The sequence below is a fragment of the Streptomyces bauhiniae genome, from assembly GCF_004784475.1.
Lineage (GTDB): Bacteria > Actinomycetota > Actinomycetes > Streptomycetales > Streptomycetaceae > Streptomyces > Streptomyces seoulensis.
Genome location: NZ_SRRT01000005.1, coordinates 170,174 through 187,172, shown reverse-complemented (window position 1 = coordinate 187,172; position 16,999 = coordinate 170,174). Strand labels below are relative to the sequence as shown.

The 16,999-nt window shown below is 72.7% G+C and carries 15 protein-coding genes; 8 read left to right on the top strand and 7 right to left on the bottom strand.

Translation table 11 applies throughout. The features are described 5' to 3' along the window. The first annotated feature begins 21 nt into the window (after nt 1–21). Nucleotides 22–1,515 (top strand): acyl-CoA synthetase, encoded by a 1,494-nt coding sequence (locus E5083_RS17795; RefSeq protein ID WP_135786692.1) that lies wholly within the window; start codon nt 22–24, stop codon nt 1,513–1,515. Here E5083_RS17795 and paaK read toward each other — a convergent pair. Then, entirely contained in the window at nt 1,512–2,807 is a 1,296-nt protein-coding gene (paaK, locus tag E5083_RS17790) for a phenylacetate--CoA ligase PaaK (RefSeq protein ID WP_135786691.1), read from the bottom strand. The two genes, E5083_RS17795 and paaK, sit on opposite strands and share 4 nt — an antisense overlap. A 261-nt stretch (nt 2,808–3,068) precedes the next feature. Here paaK and E5083_RS17785 point away from each other — a divergent pair, with 261 nt between their 5' ends. From E5083_RS17785 to E5083_RS17775, 3 genes are all read left to right on the top strand, one after another. After that, nucleotides 3,069–3,311, top strand: coding sequence for a DUF397 domain-containing protein (locus E5083_RS17785; RefSeq protein WP_135786690.1), 243 nt, complete (start codon nt 3,069–3,071; stop codon nt 3,309–3,311). Between the two features lie 164 nt (nt 3,312–3,475). Continuing rightward, nucleotides 3,476–4,378 carry a universal stress protein gene (locus E5083_RS17780; protein ID WP_135786689.1) on the top strand — a complete coding sequence of 301 codons (903 nt, stop codon included), beginning with the start codon at nt 3,476–3,478 and terminating at the stop codon, nt 4,376–4,378. Nucleotides 4,379–4,449: 71 nt separating this feature from the next. Next, on the top strand, nt 4,450–4,947 hold the full coding sequence (locus E5083_RS17775) for a hypothetical protein (protein WP_086695114.1): 498 nt from the start codon (nt 4,450–4,452) through the stop codon (nt 4,945–4,947). Between the two features lie 7 nt (nt 4,948–4,954). Here the strand turns inward: E5083_RS17775 and E5083_RS17770 are convergent, their stop codons facing one another. Together E5083_RS17770 and E5083_RS17765 are read right to left on the bottom strand one after the other, a co-directional pair. Next, a complete protein-coding gene (locus E5083_RS17770; protein ID WP_135786688.1) occupies nt 4,955–6,922 on the bottom strand; it encodes an N-acetylmuramoyl-L-alanine amidase in 1,968 nt (655 codons plus the stop codon). A 265-nt stretch (nt 6,923–7,187) separates the two neighbouring features. After that, the gene (locus E5083_RS17765) at nt 7,188–8,324 is read right to left on the bottom strand and encodes an aminoglycoside phosphotransferase family protein (RefSeq protein WP_135786687.1); all 1,137 of its coding nucleotides are present in this window, start codon (nt 8,322–8,324) and stop codon (nt 7,188–7,190) included. A 259-nt stretch (nt 8,325–8,583) separates the two neighbouring features. Between E5083_RS17765 and E5083_RS17760 the strand changes: the two genes are divergently transcribed. Further along, the gene (locus tag E5083_RS17760; RefSeq protein WP_135786686.1) at nt 8,584–10,077 is read left to right on the top strand and encodes a DNA-binding protein NsdB; all 1,494 of its coding nucleotides are present in this window, start codon (nt 8,584–8,586) and stop codon (nt 10,075–10,077) included. Between the two features lie 15 nt (nt 10,078–10,092). Here E5083_RS17760 and E5083_RS17755 read toward each other — a convergent pair whose 3' ends face one another. The 3 genes from E5083_RS17755 to E5083_RS17745 all read right to left on the bottom strand — a co-directional run bounded on the left by E5083_RS17755 (nt 10,093) and on the right by E5083_RS17745 (nt 13,710). Further along, nucleotides 10,093–11,136, bottom strand: coding sequence for a SpoIIE family protein phosphatase (locus E5083_RS17755; RefSeq protein ID WP_244317539.1), 1,044 nt, complete (start codon nt 11,134–11,136; stop codon nt 10,093–10,095). A 269-nt stretch (nt 11,137–11,405) separates the two neighbouring features. Continuing rightward, on the bottom strand, nt 11,406–11,930 hold the full coding sequence (locus E5083_RS17750) for a DUF4232 domain-containing protein (protein WP_135786684.1): 525 nt from the start codon (nt 11,928–11,930) through the stop codon (nt 11,406–11,408). A gap of 103 nt (nt 11,931–12,033) precedes the next feature. Further along, entirely contained in the window at nt 12,034–13,710 is a 1,677-nt protein-coding gene (locus tag E5083_RS17745; protein ID WP_135786683.1) for an alpha/beta hydrolase, read from the bottom strand. A gap of 310 nt (nt 13,711–14,020) precedes the next feature. On the opposite strand from E5083_RS17745, the gene E5083_RS17740 reads away from it, so the two are divergent. From E5083_RS17740 to E5083_RS17730, 3 genes are all read left to right on the top strand, one after another. Then, entirely contained in the window at nt 14,021–14,785 is a 765-nt protein-coding gene (locus tag E5083_RS17740; RefSeq protein WP_135786682.1) for a chaplin, read from the top strand. A gap of 170 nt (nt 14,786–14,955) precedes the next feature. Further along, nucleotides 14,956–15,810, top strand: a complete 855-nt coding sequence (locus E5083_RS17735) for a GNAT family N-acetyltransferase (protein ID WP_135786681.1) — start codon at nt 14,956–14,958, stop codon at nt 15,808–15,810. Between the two features lie 62 nt (nt 15,811–15,872). Next, nucleotides 15,873–16,649, top strand: coding sequence for a GNAT family N-acetyltransferase (locus E5083_RS17730; protein WP_135786680.1), 777 nt, complete (start codon nt 15,873–15,875; stop codon nt 16,647–16,649). Nucleotides 16,650–16,658: 9 nt separating this feature from the next. Here the strand turns inward: E5083_RS17730 and E5083_RS17725 are convergent, their stop codons facing one another. Further along, the gene (locus E5083_RS17725) at nt 16,659–16,925 is read right to left on the bottom strand and encodes a GlsB/YeaQ/YmgE family stress response membrane protein (protein ID WP_135786679.1); all 267 of its coding nucleotides are present in this window, start codon (nt 16,923–16,925) and stop codon (nt 16,659–16,661) included. Nucleotides 16,926–16,999: the final 74 nt, after the last annotated feature.

Sequence of the window (16,999 nt, the reverse complement as noted above, 5' to 3'; positions counted from 1 at the left end):
CCGGCCCGAGGATCGGCTCTCATGACACAGGGACACGGCAGCACCGTCGACGGAGTGCTGCGCCGCAGCGCCCGCCGCACCCCGGCACGCGTGGCGCTGAAGTACGGCGACCGCACCTGGACCTACGCCGAACTGGACGACGCCGTCTCCCGCGCCGCCGCCCTGCTGCTGGCCGAGGGACTGGAGACGGGCGACCGGGTCGCCGCCTACGGCCACAACTCCGACGCCTACCTCATCGCCTTCCTCGGCTGCGCCCGCGCGGGCCTCGTCCACGTCCCGGTCAACCAGAACCTCACCGGCGCCGACCTCGCCTATCTGCTCGACCAGTCCGGCAGCGCCCTCACCCTCACCGACCCGGCCCTCGCCGACCGGCTCCCGGCCGGCACCCGCACCCTCCCGCTGCGCGACGCCGACGGCTCCCTGCTCGCGGGGCTGGCCGGCACCGAGCCGTACGACGGGCCCGAGCCGCGCACCGAGGACCTCGTCCAACTGCTGTACACCTCAGGCACCACCGCGCTGCCCAAGGGCGCGATGATGACCCACCGGGCGCTGGTCCACGAGTACCTCAGCGCCATCACCGCCCTCGACCTGAGCGCCGGTGACCTCCCCGTGCACGCGCTGCCGCTCTACCACTCGGCGCAGATGCACGTCTTCCTGCTGCCCTACCTCGCGGTCGGCGCGACCAACACGATCCTCGACGCCCCCGACGGCGACCGCCTGCTCGACCTGATCGAACAGGGCCGCTGCGACAGCCTGTTCGCGCCGCCCACCGTGTGGATCGCGCTCGCGGCCCGCCCCGACTTCGCCGACCGCGACCTCGGCGGCCTGCGCAAGGCGTACTACGGCGCCTCGATCATGCCGGTGCCCGTGCTGGAGAAGCTGCGCGAACGGCTGCCGAAGCTGGCCTTCTACAACTGCTTCGGACAGAGCGAGATCGGCCCGCTCGCCACCGTCCTCGCCCCGAACGAGCACAAGGGCCGCCTGGATTCCTGCGGCCGCACCGTGCTGTTCGTGGACGCCCGCGTGGTGGACGAGGAGGGCGCGGAGGTGCCCGACGGCACGCCCGGCGAGATCGTCTACCGCTCGCCCCAGCTCTGCGAGGGCTACTGGGACAAGCCCGAGGAGAGTGCCGACGCCTTCCGCGACGGCTGGTTCCACTCCGGCGACCTCGCGGTACGCGACGCCGACGGCTACTTCACGATCGTGGACCGGGTGAAGGACGTCATCAACTCCGGCGGGGTGCTGGTCGCCTCCCGGCAGGTCGAGGACGCCCTCTACACCCACGACGCGGTCGCCGAGGCCGCCGTGATCGGGCTGCCCGACGAGCGCTGGATCGAGGCGGTCACCGCGGTCGTGGTGACCCGTGGCGAGGTCACCGAGGACGCGCTGATCGCCCACGTCCGCGAGCAGCTCCCCGCCTTCAAGGCCCCCAAGCGCGTGCACTTCGTGCCCGGCCTCCCGCGCAACGCCAGCGGCAAGATCCTGAAAAGGGAGCTGCGGAACCAACTCGGCTAGCGAGGGCGGAGGTCCACGATGCGGCGGATCTTGCCGACCGAGCGCTCCAGCGACTCCGGCTCCACGATCTCCACGGACACCGACACCCCGATGCCGTCCTTCGCCGCCGCCGCGATCGACCGGGCCGCCGCCTCCCGCACCTCCGGCGTGGCACCCGGCCGCGCCTCCGCCCGTACGGTGAGCGCGTCCATGCGGCCCTCCCGCGTCAGCCGGAGCTGGAAGTGCGGCGCCACACCGGGGGTGCGCAGCACGATCTCCTCGATCTGGGTCGGGAACAGATTGACCCCGCGCAGGATCACCATGTCGTCGCTGCGCCCGGTGATCTTCTCCATCCGCCGGAACACCCGCGCCGTCCCCGGCAGCAGCCGGGTCAGGTCCCGCGTCCGGTAACGGACGACCGGCATCGCCTCCTTGGTGAGTGAGGTGAACACCAGCTCGCCCCGCTCGCCCTCCGGCAGCACCTCACCGGTGACCGGGTCCACCACCTCCGGATAGAAGTGGTCCTCCCACACATGCAGACCGTCCTTGGTCTCCACGCACTCCTGCGCCACACCGGGACCGATGACTTCCGACAGCCCGTAGATGTCCACGGCGTCGATGGCGAACCGCTCCTCGATCTCCCGCCGCATGCTCTCCGTCCACGGCTCCGCCCCGAACACCCCCACCCGCAGCGAGGTCGAGCGCGGGTCCACGCCCTGCCGCTCGAACTCGTCCAGCAGCGTCAGCATGTACGAGGGGGTGACCATGATGACGCCGGGCCCGAGATCCTGGATCAGCCGCACCTGCCGGGACGTCATGCCCCCGGACGCGGGCACCACCGTGCACCCCAGCCGCTCGGCGCCATAGTGCGCGCCCAGTCCTCCGGTGAACAATCCATAGCCGTACGCCACATGGACGATGTCACCGGGCCGCCCGCCGGCCGCCCGGATCGAGCGGGCCACCATGTCCGCCCACACCGAAAGGTCGTTGTCGGTGTAGCCCACCACCGTGGGCAGCCCCGTCGTCCCACTGGACGCGTGCAGCCGCCGCACCCGCTCCCTGGGCACCGCGAACATCCCGTACGGGTAGTTCGCCCGCAAGTCCGCCTTGGTGGTGAAGGGGAAGTGCGCGAGGTCCGCCAGCGAACGGCAGTCCTCGGGGCGCACCCCCGCCTTGTCGAAGGACTCCCGGTAGAACGGCACCTGCGCGTAGGCGTGCCGCAGCGAGGCGCGCAGCCGCTCCAACTGGAGTGCCCGCAGCTCCTCCGGTCCGAGCCGCTCGCCCGCGTCCAGCAGGTCCGTCTCATCCGCCATCGGGGCATCCCTCCACACGCGACACGCAACACGACACGCAATACGACACGCAATACGGACGACCGATCATTCGGTCGATCGTGCCGAGGCCAGTAATTCAGGCCGTCGGGCCGCGGGCAAGAGGCGGGCCGGGATTTTTCCGTGCGGGACCCGGCGCCCGCGTACACCCACCCGCCACAAGGTCCCCCTCACGTGGCCTGTGCGGGGTCCTGGCCGGTCGCTAGGCTGAGCCGCGGACGACGTAATGGGAGGAGCACGGACGTGGCCGAGAGCACCATCCAGCAGCAGTCGCTCACGGGCTGGGACAAGCCGGACCTGGATCTCAGCGGGGCCGAGTGGCAGTCCAGCAGCGGAGGCCGGGGCGATGTCCAGATCGCCTTCGTCGAGGGCTTCATCGCGATGCGCAACAGCCGCCGCCCGGAGAGCCCCTCCCTGATCTTCACCCCCGCCGAATGGGGCGCCTTCGTCCTGGGGGCCCGCGAGGGCGAGTTCGACCTCACCTGACGCGACCGGGCCGACCCGGACCGGAGCCGACCGGGGGTGTTCCGGCCGCGATTGCCCAACACGCGCCCCGCGGCGCCTCCACCCGAGCGCCGCCTGAGCGAGGCTGGGCCCGACAACAGGCCCGCCCCGGCACGGGGAGGCCGCGTCCCGGGAGGTGAGGAACGATGAGCGCTGTGCCGGTCATCGCCGCGGTCGACGGTTCCGAGGACAGCCTGCGCGCCCTCGACTGGGCCCTGGAGGCCGCCCGCCGCCGCGTCGCACCGCTGCGCGTGGTGCATGTGCGCCAGTACGCGGCCTGGGGCCAGGCCGACATCCTCGTCGCCGGCCCGCCCGACGACAGCGGCGACCCCGTCCTGGACGAGGTCCGCGACCGGCTCGCCGGCCTGCCCGACCTGCCCACCGTGGAGTACGTCGCCGTCGAGGGCGTACCCGGCGCGGTCCTGCCCGAACTCGGCGCCGACGCCCAGTTGCTGGTCCTCGGCTCACGCGGCCGGGGCGGCTTCGCCAGCCTGCTGCTCGGCTCCAACTCCGTCGCCGCCGCCCGCGACACCCCCTGCCCGGTGGTCGTCGTCCCGCGTCCCGGCCGCGAGGTGCACGCCGAGCCACCGGCCGAACCCGGACGCCGGGTCGTCGTCGGACTCCACGTCGACAGCCCCGACGACGGCGTCCTCGGCTTCGCCTTCGCCGAGGCGTCGCTGCTCGGCGCCCGACTCCAGGTGATCGCCGCCTACCCCTGGCCCGTACAGACCTGGTCGGCCCCCGGCCAGCTCGTGCCGCCGCCCATCGACCAGGTCGCCGTGGAGAGCGAGACCCGCGTCCTCGCCGAAGGGTTCCTCGACCCGCTGCGCGCCCAGTACCCCGGCGTCGACGCCGAGGCCGAGGCGCTGCCGGGCGACGCCGCCGGACATCTGGTCGCCCTCTCGGCGGGCGCCGATCTGGTCGTCGTCGGCCGCCACCGGCGCCGGCTGCTCGCACCCGCCCGCATGCTCGGCTCGGTCACCCAGGCCGTCCTGCTGCACGCGGCGAGCCCCGTCGCCGTGGTGCCCTCCAGCCCCGTCGAGGAATGACCCCGCACGGGGGCATGCCGGGAGGGCTCCCGCACGCCGCCGGGCCGCTTCGGGCACGTACCATTGGCGGCATGTCGTTCCTCCGCCGCCGCAGCGCCACTCCCGCCGGACCAGACTTCGACGTGCTGGCCATGGACCCCGGCGACTGGCCCGGCAACCTCGGCGCGGGCCTGCTGCCCGCCCCCGACGGAAGCTGCCAGGGCGTCTTCCTGCGCTACGACCTGTTCGGCGGCCGTGGCCCCGCCATGATCATCGGCAACCTCCCCGAGGGCTCCCCGGCCCGCGAGACCGCCGAGGGCGAGATCCCCTTCGAGGTCGCCCAGCTCCTGCTGGCGCTGGACAACGAGGAGGAGGTCACCGTCGTCGGCTCCGAGGACACCCCCGTCCTCCAGGGCGACAACCTGCTGATCGTCCGCCGCCTCAAGCTCTCCGAGGGCCGGATCTCCTGCGTGCAGTTCGACCGCAGTGACGGCGTCCTGGTGACCATCGCCGCCTGGGACCGCCCCATCACCGACGACCTGTACGCCCTGCTGAAGCCGCTCCCGGCGGAGCTGTTCCAGCAGGGCTGAGGCCCCGCTAGCGGCGGGCGGCCGCCACGTCCACGTCCGCCGCGCGGACGAAGCCGACGCGGTGGCCGTACTGGATCTCGTAGTACAGGTCCTTGCCGGTGATCACCCGGTGCGAGTCCTCGGTGAAGGTGACCGCGTAGTAGTACTCGCCCGGCATCCGGTCACCGACGACGTACTTCTGCCCGGCCGGGACCGTGTACGGCAGCGGCACCACCGACTGCGCCGGGACGCCCGCCGGGTACGCCTCCTTCTCCGGGTAGGCACGCCCGTACACCGGAACGCTCGCCAGACCCGCCTTCGGGGTGATCGTCACCCCGGACGCGGGCACCGCGGTCGCCTTGCGGTGCGGGTTCTGGAACCACGCCTTCTGCCCGAGGTACCAGATCGCCGTCCAGTCGCCCCAGCGGTCCGCGACCGCGTACTGCTGGCCGGTGGAGACCCGCGAGGACAGGTCGTTGACCCCGTCGGTCGGCTCGGTGCCCAGGCCGATGTCCTTGATCAGCGGCGCGTTCACGTCGTGGTCGGAGTACAGCCGCACCTCACCGGAACCGTGCGCCGGGCACGGCTCGCCCTTCGTCGTGCAGCCCGTGTACACCGGCTGGTTGGCCGCGTAGTCCGGCAGGATCGTCACCAGGCCGGAACGGCTGGTGCCGGTGCGCTTGAAGGGGTGGCCGAGCAACTGGAAGTAGTGCCCCCAGTCCCAGTACGGGCCCGGGTCGGTGTGCATACCGGGGATGGTGGACGTCGTCGGGCCGGGCACGTTCTCGTGGCCCAGGATGTGCTGCCGGTCCAGCGGCACGCCGTACGCACGGGACAGGTACTTCACCAGCCGGGCCGAGGAGCGGTACATCGCCTCCGTGTACCAGGCGTCCGGGTCGGTGAGGAAACCCTCGTGCTCGATGCCCACGGAGCGGGCGTTCACATCCCAGTTCCCCGCGTGCCAGGCGACGTCCTTCGCCTTCACATGCTGGGCGATCAGACCATCGGTCGAGCGGATGGTGTAGTTCCAGGACACATAGGTCGGGTCCTGGATCAGGTTCATCACTCCGTCCCAGCCGCCCTCGGTGTCATGGATGACGATGTACTTCACCCGCTGGGCGGCCGGGCGCAGGCCCAGGTCGTGGTTGCCGTAGTCGTTGTCCCCGAACTCCTCGTACGGCGCCGGGACCGACACACAGGACACCGACCTCGGGCACTCGACATCACCGGCGGGCGCGGCACGCAGTCCCGTCCGCTGCAACTGAGCTGTATCGGCCTTGAGTTGCGGGCTCGCCTGCAGCTCGACCCGCTGGCCGGCGTCGGTGGTGCGCTGCTCGCCGGTGCGCAGCACGTCGTACACGTCGTTCGCGTACGCGGCGGCGGTCGCCGTGTCGTCGGCGGCGGAGAAACGGGCCACCGCGCCGTACCAGGCGGCCGGGTCGGCGCTGAGCGGCTCGCCCAGCTCGCGCTGCGCGGCGGCCAGCAGTGCGGCGCCGCCGGCGATGTTGGCCGCCGGGTCACTGCGCAGCTCGGCCGCCGGACGGCCCGTCAGCTCCGCCGCGCGGCGCAGCGTGGTCAGCCGGGCGGGGAGCTTCGAGGGTGCGGGTGCCTGGGCCTTGGGGTGCAGTGCGGGACGGGCGTCGTCACCCCGGGCGTCCTCCGTGCCTTCCGCGTGGTGCTCGGTCGCAGCCAGCGCGGTACGCGCGTCGGTCAGGTGCATCGGGCCGTAGCCGCCGCTGACGCTGGGCGCCCCGGCGTGCGCGTCCCAGCGGGACTGGAGGTAGGAGACGGCCAGCAGGACGCTCTGCGGTACGCGGTACTCGGCCGCCGCACTGCCGAAGGCGCGCTGCAACTGGTCGGCCGGGGGAGCGGTGGGCGCGGCCGGGGCGGCGCCGAGCAGCGGCAGCACCAGGGCGGCCGTGGCGAGCGTTCCGGCGGTCCGCTTCAGGCGTCTGACACCGGGTGCGGACGACGGGTCGGGGGCGAATCCTCGCAATGCGGCCTCCTGTGACGGGCGGGGCGTGGCGGGACGGGCGGCGCCGAGCTGGGTCAGTGGTACCGGCTTGCCGACGATCCGTCAATGATGCCCTCGGGAAGATGATTTCCCACGTCACACAGGGTTTCGGGCGAGTTTCGCGCTGATGGGGCGCGGGCCTGCGGGGCGTCAGTGGCGTATACCACTGGCCCCCCGCCCCACAGGCCCGGCACCCGGAACCGCGATGCGCCGCCGCTCGGGCGCACCGCGGTGCTCTGGGCCCGCTCTAGCGGGTGCCGACCGCCGCGCGCACGGCCCGGCGGGCCATGTGGCAGTCGTCGTGCAGCCGCCGCAGCAACAGCCGCTGTTCCTCACCGGACGGGGCCGCGCCCGAATGGGCCGGGGCCGGGGGAGTGCCGTGCATCGAGCGCTGTACGGCCGTCTCGTAAGCGCGGATCTCACGGGTCAGCACCAGCATCAGGTTGACCAGGAAGGCGTCGCGCGAGGCCGGGCCGCCCGACTGGGCGAGCTGGCTGATCTGACGGCGCGCTTCGGGTGCGTCCCCGAGGACCAGCCAGAGGGTGGCCAGGTCGTACCCCGGCAGGTACCAGCCGGCGTGCTCCCAGTCGACCAGCACCGGGCCGGCCGGTGACATCAGGATGTTGGAGAGCAGCGCGTCGCCGTGGCAGAACTGGCCCATGCCCTGGCGGCCGGCCGCGTGCGCGATGCCGTGCAGCAGTTTCTGGAGGTCGCCCAGGTCGCGGTCGGTGAGCAGGCCCAGCTCGTGGTAGCGGGAGAGGCGGTCCGCGTAGTCCAGCGGGGCGCCGAAGGTGCCCGCCGGGGGCCGCCAGCCGTTCAGCCGGCAGATCGCGCCGAGCGCGGCCCGGATGTCCGCGCGCGGAGGCGCCTCCAAGGGGTGGCGGCGGTGCGCGGCCACCCGGCCGGGCATCCGCTCGATCACCAGCGTGCAGTTGTCCGGGTCGGCCGCGATCAGCCGCGGCACGCGCACCGGCGGACGGTGCCGGACGAAGGAGCGGTAGGCAGCTATTTCGTGCCGGACCCGCTCCGCCGCCGTAGGTGTGTGGTCCAGCAGGCACTTGGCCACCGCCGTGCTGCGGCCGGTCGTCCCCACGAAGGTGACGGACCGGGGGCTGCGGCGGAGCACCTGCACCGGGGCGAACTCCGGACAGATCCGCTGCACCGAGGCGATGGCGGTGCGGAGTTGAGAGCCCTGTGGGCCGGACAGGTCCAGCCGGCCGCTGAGCGGCTGGGAGCCGGGCTGCCCGGGAATGCGTGGTGCCCGGCCCACGCCCAGGAGGGGTGCTCCGGGTCGCGCCGCCGGGTCCAGATACGGTCCGCCGCCCACGGGGCGGGGACGTGGTGGCCGGGGCGGGGCGGACACGGAGGACGATGCTGCGTACATGGGAGATACAGATCCCTTCGTGTGCCTGCTGTGCCTGCCTGTGCGTCGCTTGTCACGAGCCGCGCCACCCCGGCCCGGTCCGCCCAGGCACACCCTGGGGAGTGCCCCTGGGAGGACCGGGCCGGGGTGGCGCTTTCCTACCTGACACCCGACGTCCACTGGCACACCATCTGGCGCACCCTGGCGAACCCTGGCGAATAGTCGCCCGGCAACTTGCACGGGGCTACTGTCAACTCAGCCGAGAACCTGGGGGCTTGACGTGAGCGGACAACCCAACACCCGCTTTGCGGACCTGTTCGGCATGGCCGGCTGGTCCAAGGGCGAACTCGCGCGACTGGTCAACCGGCAGGCGGCGGCCATGGGCCATCCCCAACTGTCGACGGACACCTCGCGGGTACGGCGTTGGATCGACATGGGAGAGATCCCGCGCGATCCGGTGCCGAGGGTGCTGGCGGCTCTGTTCACCGAGCGTCTCGGCCGTGTCGTGACCATGGAGGACCTCGGTCTGGTACGGCACGGGCGTGCGGGGAAACGGCAGGGCGACGGGAAGAGCGAAGATCCCGACGGCGTGCTGTGGGCGCCCGAACGAACCGCCGCGGTCCTCACCGAATTCACGGGAATGGACCTCATGCTCAACCGACGCGGCTTGGTGGGCGCGGGTGCCGCGCTCGCCGCGGGAGCCACACTCAGCAGCGCCATGCACGACTGGTTGCACACCGACCCCACGCTCCGGGCCGACGCCCCCGTCCTCGACAATCCACTGCACGCGGAACCCGCCGGATTCGACCGCTACGAGGCCGCCCCCATCGGGTCCCAGGAGGTCGAGGAACTGGAAGGCTCGGTCAATGTGTTCCGGGCCTGGGACGCCGCCCGTGGTGGCGGCCTCCAGCGCAAGGCGGTCGTGGGCCAGCTCAACGAGGTGGGCGGCATGCTCGCCTACCACCATCCACCCCAGCTCCAGCGGCGCCTGTGGGGCGTCGCCGCCAACCTCGCGGTCCTGGCGGGCTGGATGTCCCACGACGTGGGTCTGGAGCCCACGGCGCAGAAGTACTTCGTCATCGCCACGCACGCCGCGCACGAGGGCGGCGACCGCCCCCGCGCCGGGGAGGCGCTGTCGCGGGCGGCCCGCCAGATGGTGCATCTGGGCCGCCCGGACGACGCCATGGACCTGATGAAGCTGGCCCAGTCCGGCTCGGGGGAGGAGCTGCAGCCCAGAACCAAGGCCATGTTCCACACCATCGAGGCGTGGGCGCAGGCCGCGATGGGCCGTGGCCAGGCGATGCGCCGCACCCTCGGCCAGGCGGAGGACCTGTTCGTCTCCGACCGCCAGGACACCCGGCAGCCGGACTGGATGCAGACCTTCAAGGACGAGGATCTGTACGGCATGCAGGCCCTCGCCTACCGCACGCTCGCCGAGCACGACCCGAGCGCGGCCGTGCACGCTCAGCACTACGCCCAGAAGGCGCTGGCGCTCAGGACCGACGGGCGGGAGCGGTCGAAGATCTTCGACCATCTCTCCATGGCCTCGGCCTGCTTCATCGCGGACGACCCCGAACAGGCTGACCGGTACGCCCGGTTGGCGCTGATGGCGATGGGAGCCAACTCCTCCCGCCGCACCTGGGACCGGCTGCGCGAGATGTACCGGCTCACCGCCGAGTACGCGAGCTATCCGAAGGTCGGTGAACTGCGGGAGGAGATCAGGCAGGCGTTGCCCAAGCCCCGGAGCCGCAACACAGGCGCGGCACCGGCGTAGCAGGGAAGGTCCGCGTCACCCGGAGACCCTGACGGCGAGCACACAGGCGTCGCCATGCTGCCCCACGCCCAACTCCCCGGCCAGCAACCGCACGCACTCCCGCGCGGCACGGGCCGTGCTCAGGCGTGGGCCGAGACCGAGCAGGCGTGCCAGGTCCGGCTCGCCCAGCCGCTCGGTGTGCAGCAGGAGCAAGTCGCCCGGTCGCAGGGTGAGTTCGGCCTGCCCGTAAGGAGAGTCCGCGCCCGGAGGCGGGTCGTCCGGCGCGGTGAGCCGGCGGCCCGTCCCGTCGCGGAACAGCAGCGGGACGGGGCGCCCGGACCGGGCCCAGGTGAAGTTACGGTTCTGCGGCTCGTAATGGCAGCAGACCGCACCACGCAAAGAGGTGGGGGTGTCCAACTGGTCCAGTATGGCCAGTACTTGAGCGGGCCCGGTGCCCGCCAGGGCCAGGCCGTGCACGGCGCCGAGCAGGGTGGCGGGGTCCGGGCCGGTGAGGTCGCCGACGGTCAACAGGGCAGCTCCGCCCGGTAGTTCCAGCACGTCACACCAATCGGCCGCCGCCGTGACGGGCGGTGCGCCGGGCATGTGGTGTGCCGCGAGATCGAGCGTGGGTGGCCCCTGAAGGGGAAATCGGCGGACAGGAGGCGGGCCCGTGGCCAAAGACCGTCCGTGCGGGCGGAGTTCGCTCACGTCCCGGATCACGGCCCACATGGAGACGGCGCCGCCGTCCGTGCCCAGTACGGGCTCGCCCCTCATGTGCACGGTCCGTACCGAGTCGTCGGGCCGCCGTACGCGGAACTCGCCGTCGATCGGGCGGGCGTCCACCAGGCAGCCCGTCACCATCGCGGTGAGACGCGGCCGGTCCTCCTCGTGGACCAGCGCCGGGAGTTCGTCCAGGGTGAGCGCGGGCACGGACGGGTCCAGGCCCAGGATGCGGTACAGCTCCACCGACCAGTCGGCCTCGTCGGTGAGCAGGCCCCACTCCGCCCGGCCGACCTGGCCGGACGGCGCGCCCTCGGGATGCCCGGCGGGCGGGCGGTCCGCGGAGACTGAGGGCGGCATGACGCACTCCGAGGGGACGGTAGGGCCAGGGGGAACGGAGGGACCGCTACGACTGTGGCACAGCGCGCGATGCCCCGTAAGGGATTTGGCAACACACGATACGGGGGTGCTTCGGGCATATGCCAGAGTCTTCCGGGAGTGGTCCGTGCGGTCCCGGAGGATAAGCGCCGCGCCGGTCAAGTCGTAGTAGGAGTACGGGACTTGGCCCATACGTGTGGACCCCGGCGCGGCGCTCGGGCGTGCGTTCGCCGCTCACCTGTTCCTCTGTGTCAGCCGAGGCCGATCGCCTTGTCGGCCTTCGCGCGCGTAGGCTGCCACCACGTCGTCACCGGCTCCCAGACCCGGATCTCCCGGCCGGTGCCGAGGTGCGCGGCCGAGAAGTCACGGCCGAACTGGGACGCCGAGGCCGACACCCCGAGCGAGGGGGACCGCCGCGCCTCCGGGTCGGACGGGTCGCCGATGGTGCGCACGGCGCCGTAGGCCGTCTTGCCGGCGTCCAGCCGGTAGGTGCCCCGGCCGCCCTCCGGCGTCGGCAGCGCGGCGCCGTCCAGCTCACCGAAGGTGATCGTCGGGACCCGGTCCACGAGACAGGCGCGGGAGCCGGAGTTGGTCACCGAGAAGCGGACGACGGTGGTCTTCCCCTTCACCGCCTTGGCCTGGATGTCGAGCGCCTTCGCGGCACACCGGGCGGGCGCGGCCTGGGGCTGCGAGGCCGCCTGGCCGGGCGCGGCGGCCAGCAGCAGGGCGGCGGAGGCGGCGAGGACGGGCACGGTGTGGACGGTACGGATACGCATGAAGGGGTCCCCCTGTCACGATCGGGTCCGGTCGGCGGGCTGGGGCCGCGCCTACCCAGTGTGACGCCGGACATGACCCCGCAGTTGCGGCGTCACCCTTCGCTCACGGGTCCGTCGACAAGGTCGAGCTCCACGCCTTCCCGTCCGCCGGGCACGAGCTGCCGTCGGGCGGCAGCGTGCCGTACATCAGGAAGTCGTCGACCTTGCGGTGCACACACTTGGACGAGGTGTAACCGGTGTGCCCGTCGCCCTTGTTGTCCAGCACCACGGCCGAGGACCCCAGCCGCCGTGCCGTCTCCTCGGCCCAGCGGTATGGCGTCGCCGGGTCGCCGCGCGTGCCGACCAGCAGCATCCGCGAGGACGGCACGTCCTTCACCGACTCCCTGATGTAGTCGGTGCCCTTCGGGCGGCCGTAACACATCAGCAGTTGGGTCAGCCGGTAGCGGCCGAAGACCGGGGACGCGGCGTCGTAGGAGGCGCGCAGGTCGGTGAGGTCCTTGGTGAGACGGGCGGCGGTGGGCCGGTCCGGGTCGTCCGCGCAGTTGACCGCCATCAGCGCGGCCGTGAGGTTGTCGATCGGCACCTGCCCCGGATCGGTCAGCCCGCCGTCGTTCTTGCCGGAGCCGTTCGCCTTGCCGGACCCGTCGTTCGACCGCATCGGCAGCCCGAAGCCGCCCGAGGCGAAGCTGAGCACCCGGCGCGCGTCCCCGTCCTCCACCAGCGTGGCGAGCGCCCGCTCCAGCGACGGCCACAGCTCCTTGCTGTACAGGCCCTGCCCGATGGCGCCCACCAGATCCTGCCCGGAGAAGGTGCCGCCGAAGTCGGTCGGTACGGGGTTCTCGTCCAGCGAGCGCACGAGCTGGACGACCTGGTCGTCCGCCGCCCGCCGGTCCTGGCCGAACGGGCAGCCCATGTCCGTCACGCACCAGTCCAGGAAGCCTTCCAGTGCCGTCTGCTGCCCCTGGGCGCCCGCGACCCCCTGCTCGGACAGCGGCTCGGTCAGCGTGTCGACCCCGTCCAGGGCCATCCGGCCGACCTTGTGCGGGAACTGCGCCGCGTACACCGCGCCGAGCCGGGTGCCGTAGGAGAAGCCCAGGTAGTCCAGCTTCTTCTGGCCGAGGGCCTGGCGGATGACGTCCATGTCGCGGGCCGCGTTCACGGTGCCTATGTGCTTGAGCACCGGCCCGGAGTGCTTGGCGCACAGCTCGGCGGACTGTCGCAGCAGGGTCATGAGCTGCTGCGGGCTGCTGACGTCGACACCCGCGTCCGAACCGGAGGAGTCCGAGGAGTCCGACGGGGGCTCCTCGCCGACGCCGCAGCTCACCGGGGAGGAGCGGCCGACCCCGCGCGGGTCGAAGGAGACCACGTCGGAGCCGTTGGTGAGGTCCATGAACTCCTTGCCGCCGGCCGCGAGCTGGTTCACGCCCGAGGCGCCGGGTCCGCCGAAGTTCAGCAGCACCGCGCGGTGCCCGGAGCCGGTCGCCCGGTAGCGGGCCAGCGCCAGATCCAGCGTGCCCGCCCCGGGGTGCGCGTAGTCCAGCGGGACGGTCACCTTGCCGCACTGGAGATCCCTCGGCATGTCCGGGCCCGCGCAGCGGCCCCAGGCGACCTTCTGTTCGTAGAAGCGGGCCATGCCGGGCCGGTCGGCCTGGTCGGACCGGGACTCGGCGGCCACCGCCGCGGGCAGGCTCGCGCCGACCAGCGCCAGGGCGAGCGCACCCGCGCCCGCGCCGCGCCGTACGACGGACCGTCTGGACTGCTGCTTCACCTTGGCCGGCATCGCTCGCCTCCCAGGGCGCCACCGCCCTGAACAGGGGCGGCGCCGTCCTCACCATAAGCGGGCCCCGCACCGGTCGCCTCCCGGCCGTGCGGCCGTCACCTCCGGCCCGGCGCGGCCGGGGTCACCTCCTCCGGCCGGGTGAACGCTCCACCTATCCGCGTGGGTGCCGTGACAACGGCTTGACGTGCGTTTCGAACGACCGTGCCCCCCGAACGGGTGAAAGCCGCACAGGCCATAACCCGAACGGTCCGTACGCGTTCTATGTGGTGCGGGTGACTGCCCGCTACGACTTCTGGAAGGCAGGGAACCTATGAAACGGGCTACCCGAAACGGTGTGATCGGCGTCGCCGCCGCCTCCGGTGCGATGGCCATGGCCATGCCCGTCTCCGCCGCTTTCGCGGCTGGTGGTGCCACCGCCGACGGCGCCGCTGTCGGCTCGCCCGGTGTGCTCTCCGGCAACACCGTCCAGGCCCCGGTCAGCGTCCCGCTGAACGCGTGCGGCAACAGCGTCGACGTGGTCGGGCTCCTCAACCCGGCCTTCGGCAACTCCTGCGCGAACACCGGCTCCGACAACGGCGGCGCGGTGAGCGACGGGGGCTCCGGCAGCAAGGCCGGGGGCAGCAGTACCGGTGGCAGCAAGGCCGGCGGCACCAGGGCCGGGAACGTGGGAGGTGGCGGCGCCACGGCGCACAGCGTCACCAAGGGCTCGCCCGGCGTGCTCTCCGGCAACGGCCTCCAGTTGCCGGTCGACATCCCGGTGAACGCCTGCGGCAACAGCGTGGACGTCGTCGGCGCCCTCAACCCGGCCTTCGGCAACCACTGCGAGAACCACTCCGAGGCGCCGACCCCGCCGCCGGTGGCGCCGCCCACACCGCCCAAGCACCAGCCCCCGGCCCCGCCGAAGCACCAGCCTCCGGCGCCGCCTAAGACCGTGGTGCCGCCCACCCACGAGACCCCGCCCAGCCTGGCGCACACCGGAGCGGACTTCGCCGCCCCGGCGCTGGTCGGCAGCGCGGCCTTCCTGGTGGCGGGCGCGGCCCTGTACCGGCGTTTCCGCCCGGGCAGCATGGTCTGATCCCGCTCCACCGCACGGCCCCACCGACCCAGCACCACTCGGTGGGGCCTTTGTAGTGCCTGCGCCCGGTACGTGCGGCCCCTGGGCGGTCCCGGCGTGACGCGGGGCCGCCCGATCGGGAAGGATGCGGCGCGAGCGACCCCCCGACACCCCGGAAACGGAGCGCAGCGATGAAGTCACCGGCCCCCCAGGAGTTCACCGTCACCCAGGCCGGCCTGGACGACTGGCCGGTGATCAGCGGCTGGGCGGCGGCCGAAGGCTGGAATCCGGGCCTCTCCGACGGTCCCGCCTTCTTCGCCCAGGACCCCGAGGGCTTCTTCCTCGGCCGCATCGACGGCGAGCCGGTCTCCGCGATCTCCGTCGTCAACTACGGCACGGACTACGCCTTCCTCGGCTGCTACCTCGTCCGCCCCGACCTGCGCGGCCACGGCTACGGCCTCACCACCTGGAAGACCGCGCTCGACCACGCCGGCGAGCGCACCGTCGGCCTGGACGGCGTCGTCGACCAGCAGGACAACTACCGCCGCTCCGGCTTCGAACTCGCCCACCGCACCGCCCGCTACACCGGCCCCGCCCCGGCCGCCGAGCCGCCCACCGGAGTGCGCCACGCCCAGCCCGGCGACCTCGACGCCATCACGCGCTACGACAGCGCGTGCACCCCCGCCGACCGCCCCCGCTTCGTCGCCGAGTGGCTCACCGCCCCCGGCCACCACACCTACGTACGCCATGACGGCGAGCACCTCACCGGCTACGGCGTGATCCGCCCCGGCGCGGACTGCCTGCGCATCGGCCCCCTCTTCGCCGACACCCCCGAGGACGCACGGGCCCTGTTCGCCGCCCTCACCGCCGACCACGAAGGCCGGCAGATCGCCATCGACGTACCGGTACCGAACAAGGCCGGGGTCGAGATGGCCCTCGCGGCCGGACTCACCCCCTCCTTCGAGACCGCCCGCATGTACACCGGCCCGGTCCGCGAGCACGCCGCCGAGCGGGTGTTCGGCATCACCACGCTCGAACTCGGCTGAGCCGAAGGGCGGTTCGCGGAAATCGCGTTGCCCGGCCCCGGCCCGGATGCTGGAGTGACCGCATGGATCACGCCGCGGTACTCGCCCGCTACGACCTCGAGATGCGGCAAGGCGCCCGCCCCGACGCGCCCGGCGCCCGGATCGAGCGGGCGGGTGCCGTGGTGCGCCAGATCGCGGGCGAGCGGGGCTGGAACGGTGTCGTCTGGTCCGGCCTCGACGCGGCCGGAGCGGATCGCGCGATCGAGGAGCAGATCGCGTACTTCACGGGCCTGGGCCGGGACTTCGAGTGGAAGCTCTACGGCCACGACGGGCCGGAGGATCTGGGCGAGCGCCTGATCGCGGCGGGATTCCGGGCCGAGGAGCCCGAGACGCTGATGGTCGGCGAGATCGCGGAACTCGGCCTGGAGGAACGGCTACCGGACGGCGTCCGCCTGGTCCGGGCCGCCGACGCGGCGGGAGTCGGCCTGGTGGTTGCGGTGCACGAGAGGGTCTTCGGCACCGACGGCACCGCCCTGCGCGACCATCTGCTGGCCCGGCTCGCGGCCGACCCCGGCACGGTCCTCGCCGTGGTCGCGCTGGCCGGGGACGAGCCGGTGGCCTCCGCCCGGCTGGAGCTGGTGCCGGGCGGAGACTTCGCCGGACTCTGGGGCGGCGGGACCGTCGAGCAGTGGCGGGGCCGGGGCCTGTACCGCGCCCTGGTCGCCCACCGCACCCGCGTCGCCGCCGCCCACGGCTGCCGTCATGTCCAGGTGGACGCCTCCGCCATGAGCCGCCCCGTCCTGAAACGCCTCGGGCTGCACGCCCTGACCACCACGACGCCGTATCTGTACAAGAGGTGACCTGAGAGGTCAGCGGCGCCGGCCCACCGTACGGTCCAGCGCGGCGATACCGACCGCGGCCAGCGCGATCTGGATCAGCCACTCGATCCAGTCCGGCCCGTCGGTGTCCGCGACACCCAGGCCCGCCGCGATGGCCGTACCCAGCAGGGCGGCCACGATGCCGACGAGGATGGTGACGATCACGCCGATGTGCTGACGCCCCGGCACGACGAGCCGTCCCAGCACACCGATCACGATGCCGATGATGATGGCGCTGATGATTCCTGAAATCTCCATGTCCACCCCTAGTGGTCTCGGCCCCTGCTGCTGTGGCATGTGCCCGCTGCGGACGGAGCCAGTCCACTCCGGCG

What these genes read in the sequence shown, in the direction of transcription:
- E5083_RS17795 (WP_135786692.1), top strand. Translation starts at nt 22, where the DNA reads ATGACACAGGGACACGGCAGCACCGTCGACGGAGTGCTGCGCCGCAGC.
- E5083_RS17725 (WP_135786679.1), bottom strand. Translation starts at nt 16,925, where the DNA reads ATGGAGATTTCAGGAATCATCAGCGCCATCATCATCGGCATCGTGATC.
- E5083_RS17740 (WP_135786682.1), top strand. Translation starts at nt 14,021, where the DNA reads ATGAAACGGGCTACCCGAAACGGTGTGATCGGCGTCGCCGCCGCCTCC.
- E5083_RS17765 (WP_135786687.1), bottom strand. Translation starts at nt 8,324, where the DNA reads ATGTACGCAGCATCGTCCTCCGTGTCCGCCCCGCCCCGGCCACCACGT.
- E5083_RS17750 (WP_135786684.1), bottom strand. Translation starts at nt 11,930, where the DNA reads ATGCGTATCCGTACCGTCCACACCGTGCCCGTCCTCGCCGCCTCCGCC.
- paaK (WP_135786691.1), bottom strand. Translation starts at nt 2,807, where the DNA reads ATGGCGGATGAGACGGACCTGCTGGACGCGGGCGAGCGGCTCGGACCG.
- E5083_RS17745 (WP_135786683.1), bottom strand. Translation starts at nt 13,710, where the DNA reads ATGCCGGCCAAGGTGAAGCAGCAGTCCAGACGGTCCGTCGTACGGCGC.
- E5083_RS17775 (WP_086695114.1), top strand. Translation starts at nt 4,450, where the DNA reads ATGTCGTTCCTCCGCCGCCGCAGCGCCACTCCCGCCGGACCAGACTTC.
- E5083_RS17755 (WP_244317539.1), bottom strand. Translation starts at nt 11,136, where the DNA reads ATGCCGCCCTCAGTCTCCGCGGACCGCCCGCCCGCCGGGCATCCCGAG.
- E5083_RS17735 (WP_135786681.1), top strand. Translation starts at nt 14,956, where the DNA reads ATGAAGTCACCGGCCCCCCAGGAGTTCACCGTCACCCAGGCCGGCCTG.
- E5083_RS17780 (WP_135786689.1), top strand. Translation starts at nt 3,476, where the DNA reads ATGAGCGCTGTGCCGGTCATCGCCGCGGTCGACGGTTCCGAGGACAGC.
- E5083_RS17730 (WP_135786680.1), top strand. Translation starts at nt 15,873, where the DNA reads ATGGATCACGCCGCGGTACTCGCCCGCTACGACCTCGAGATGCGGCAA.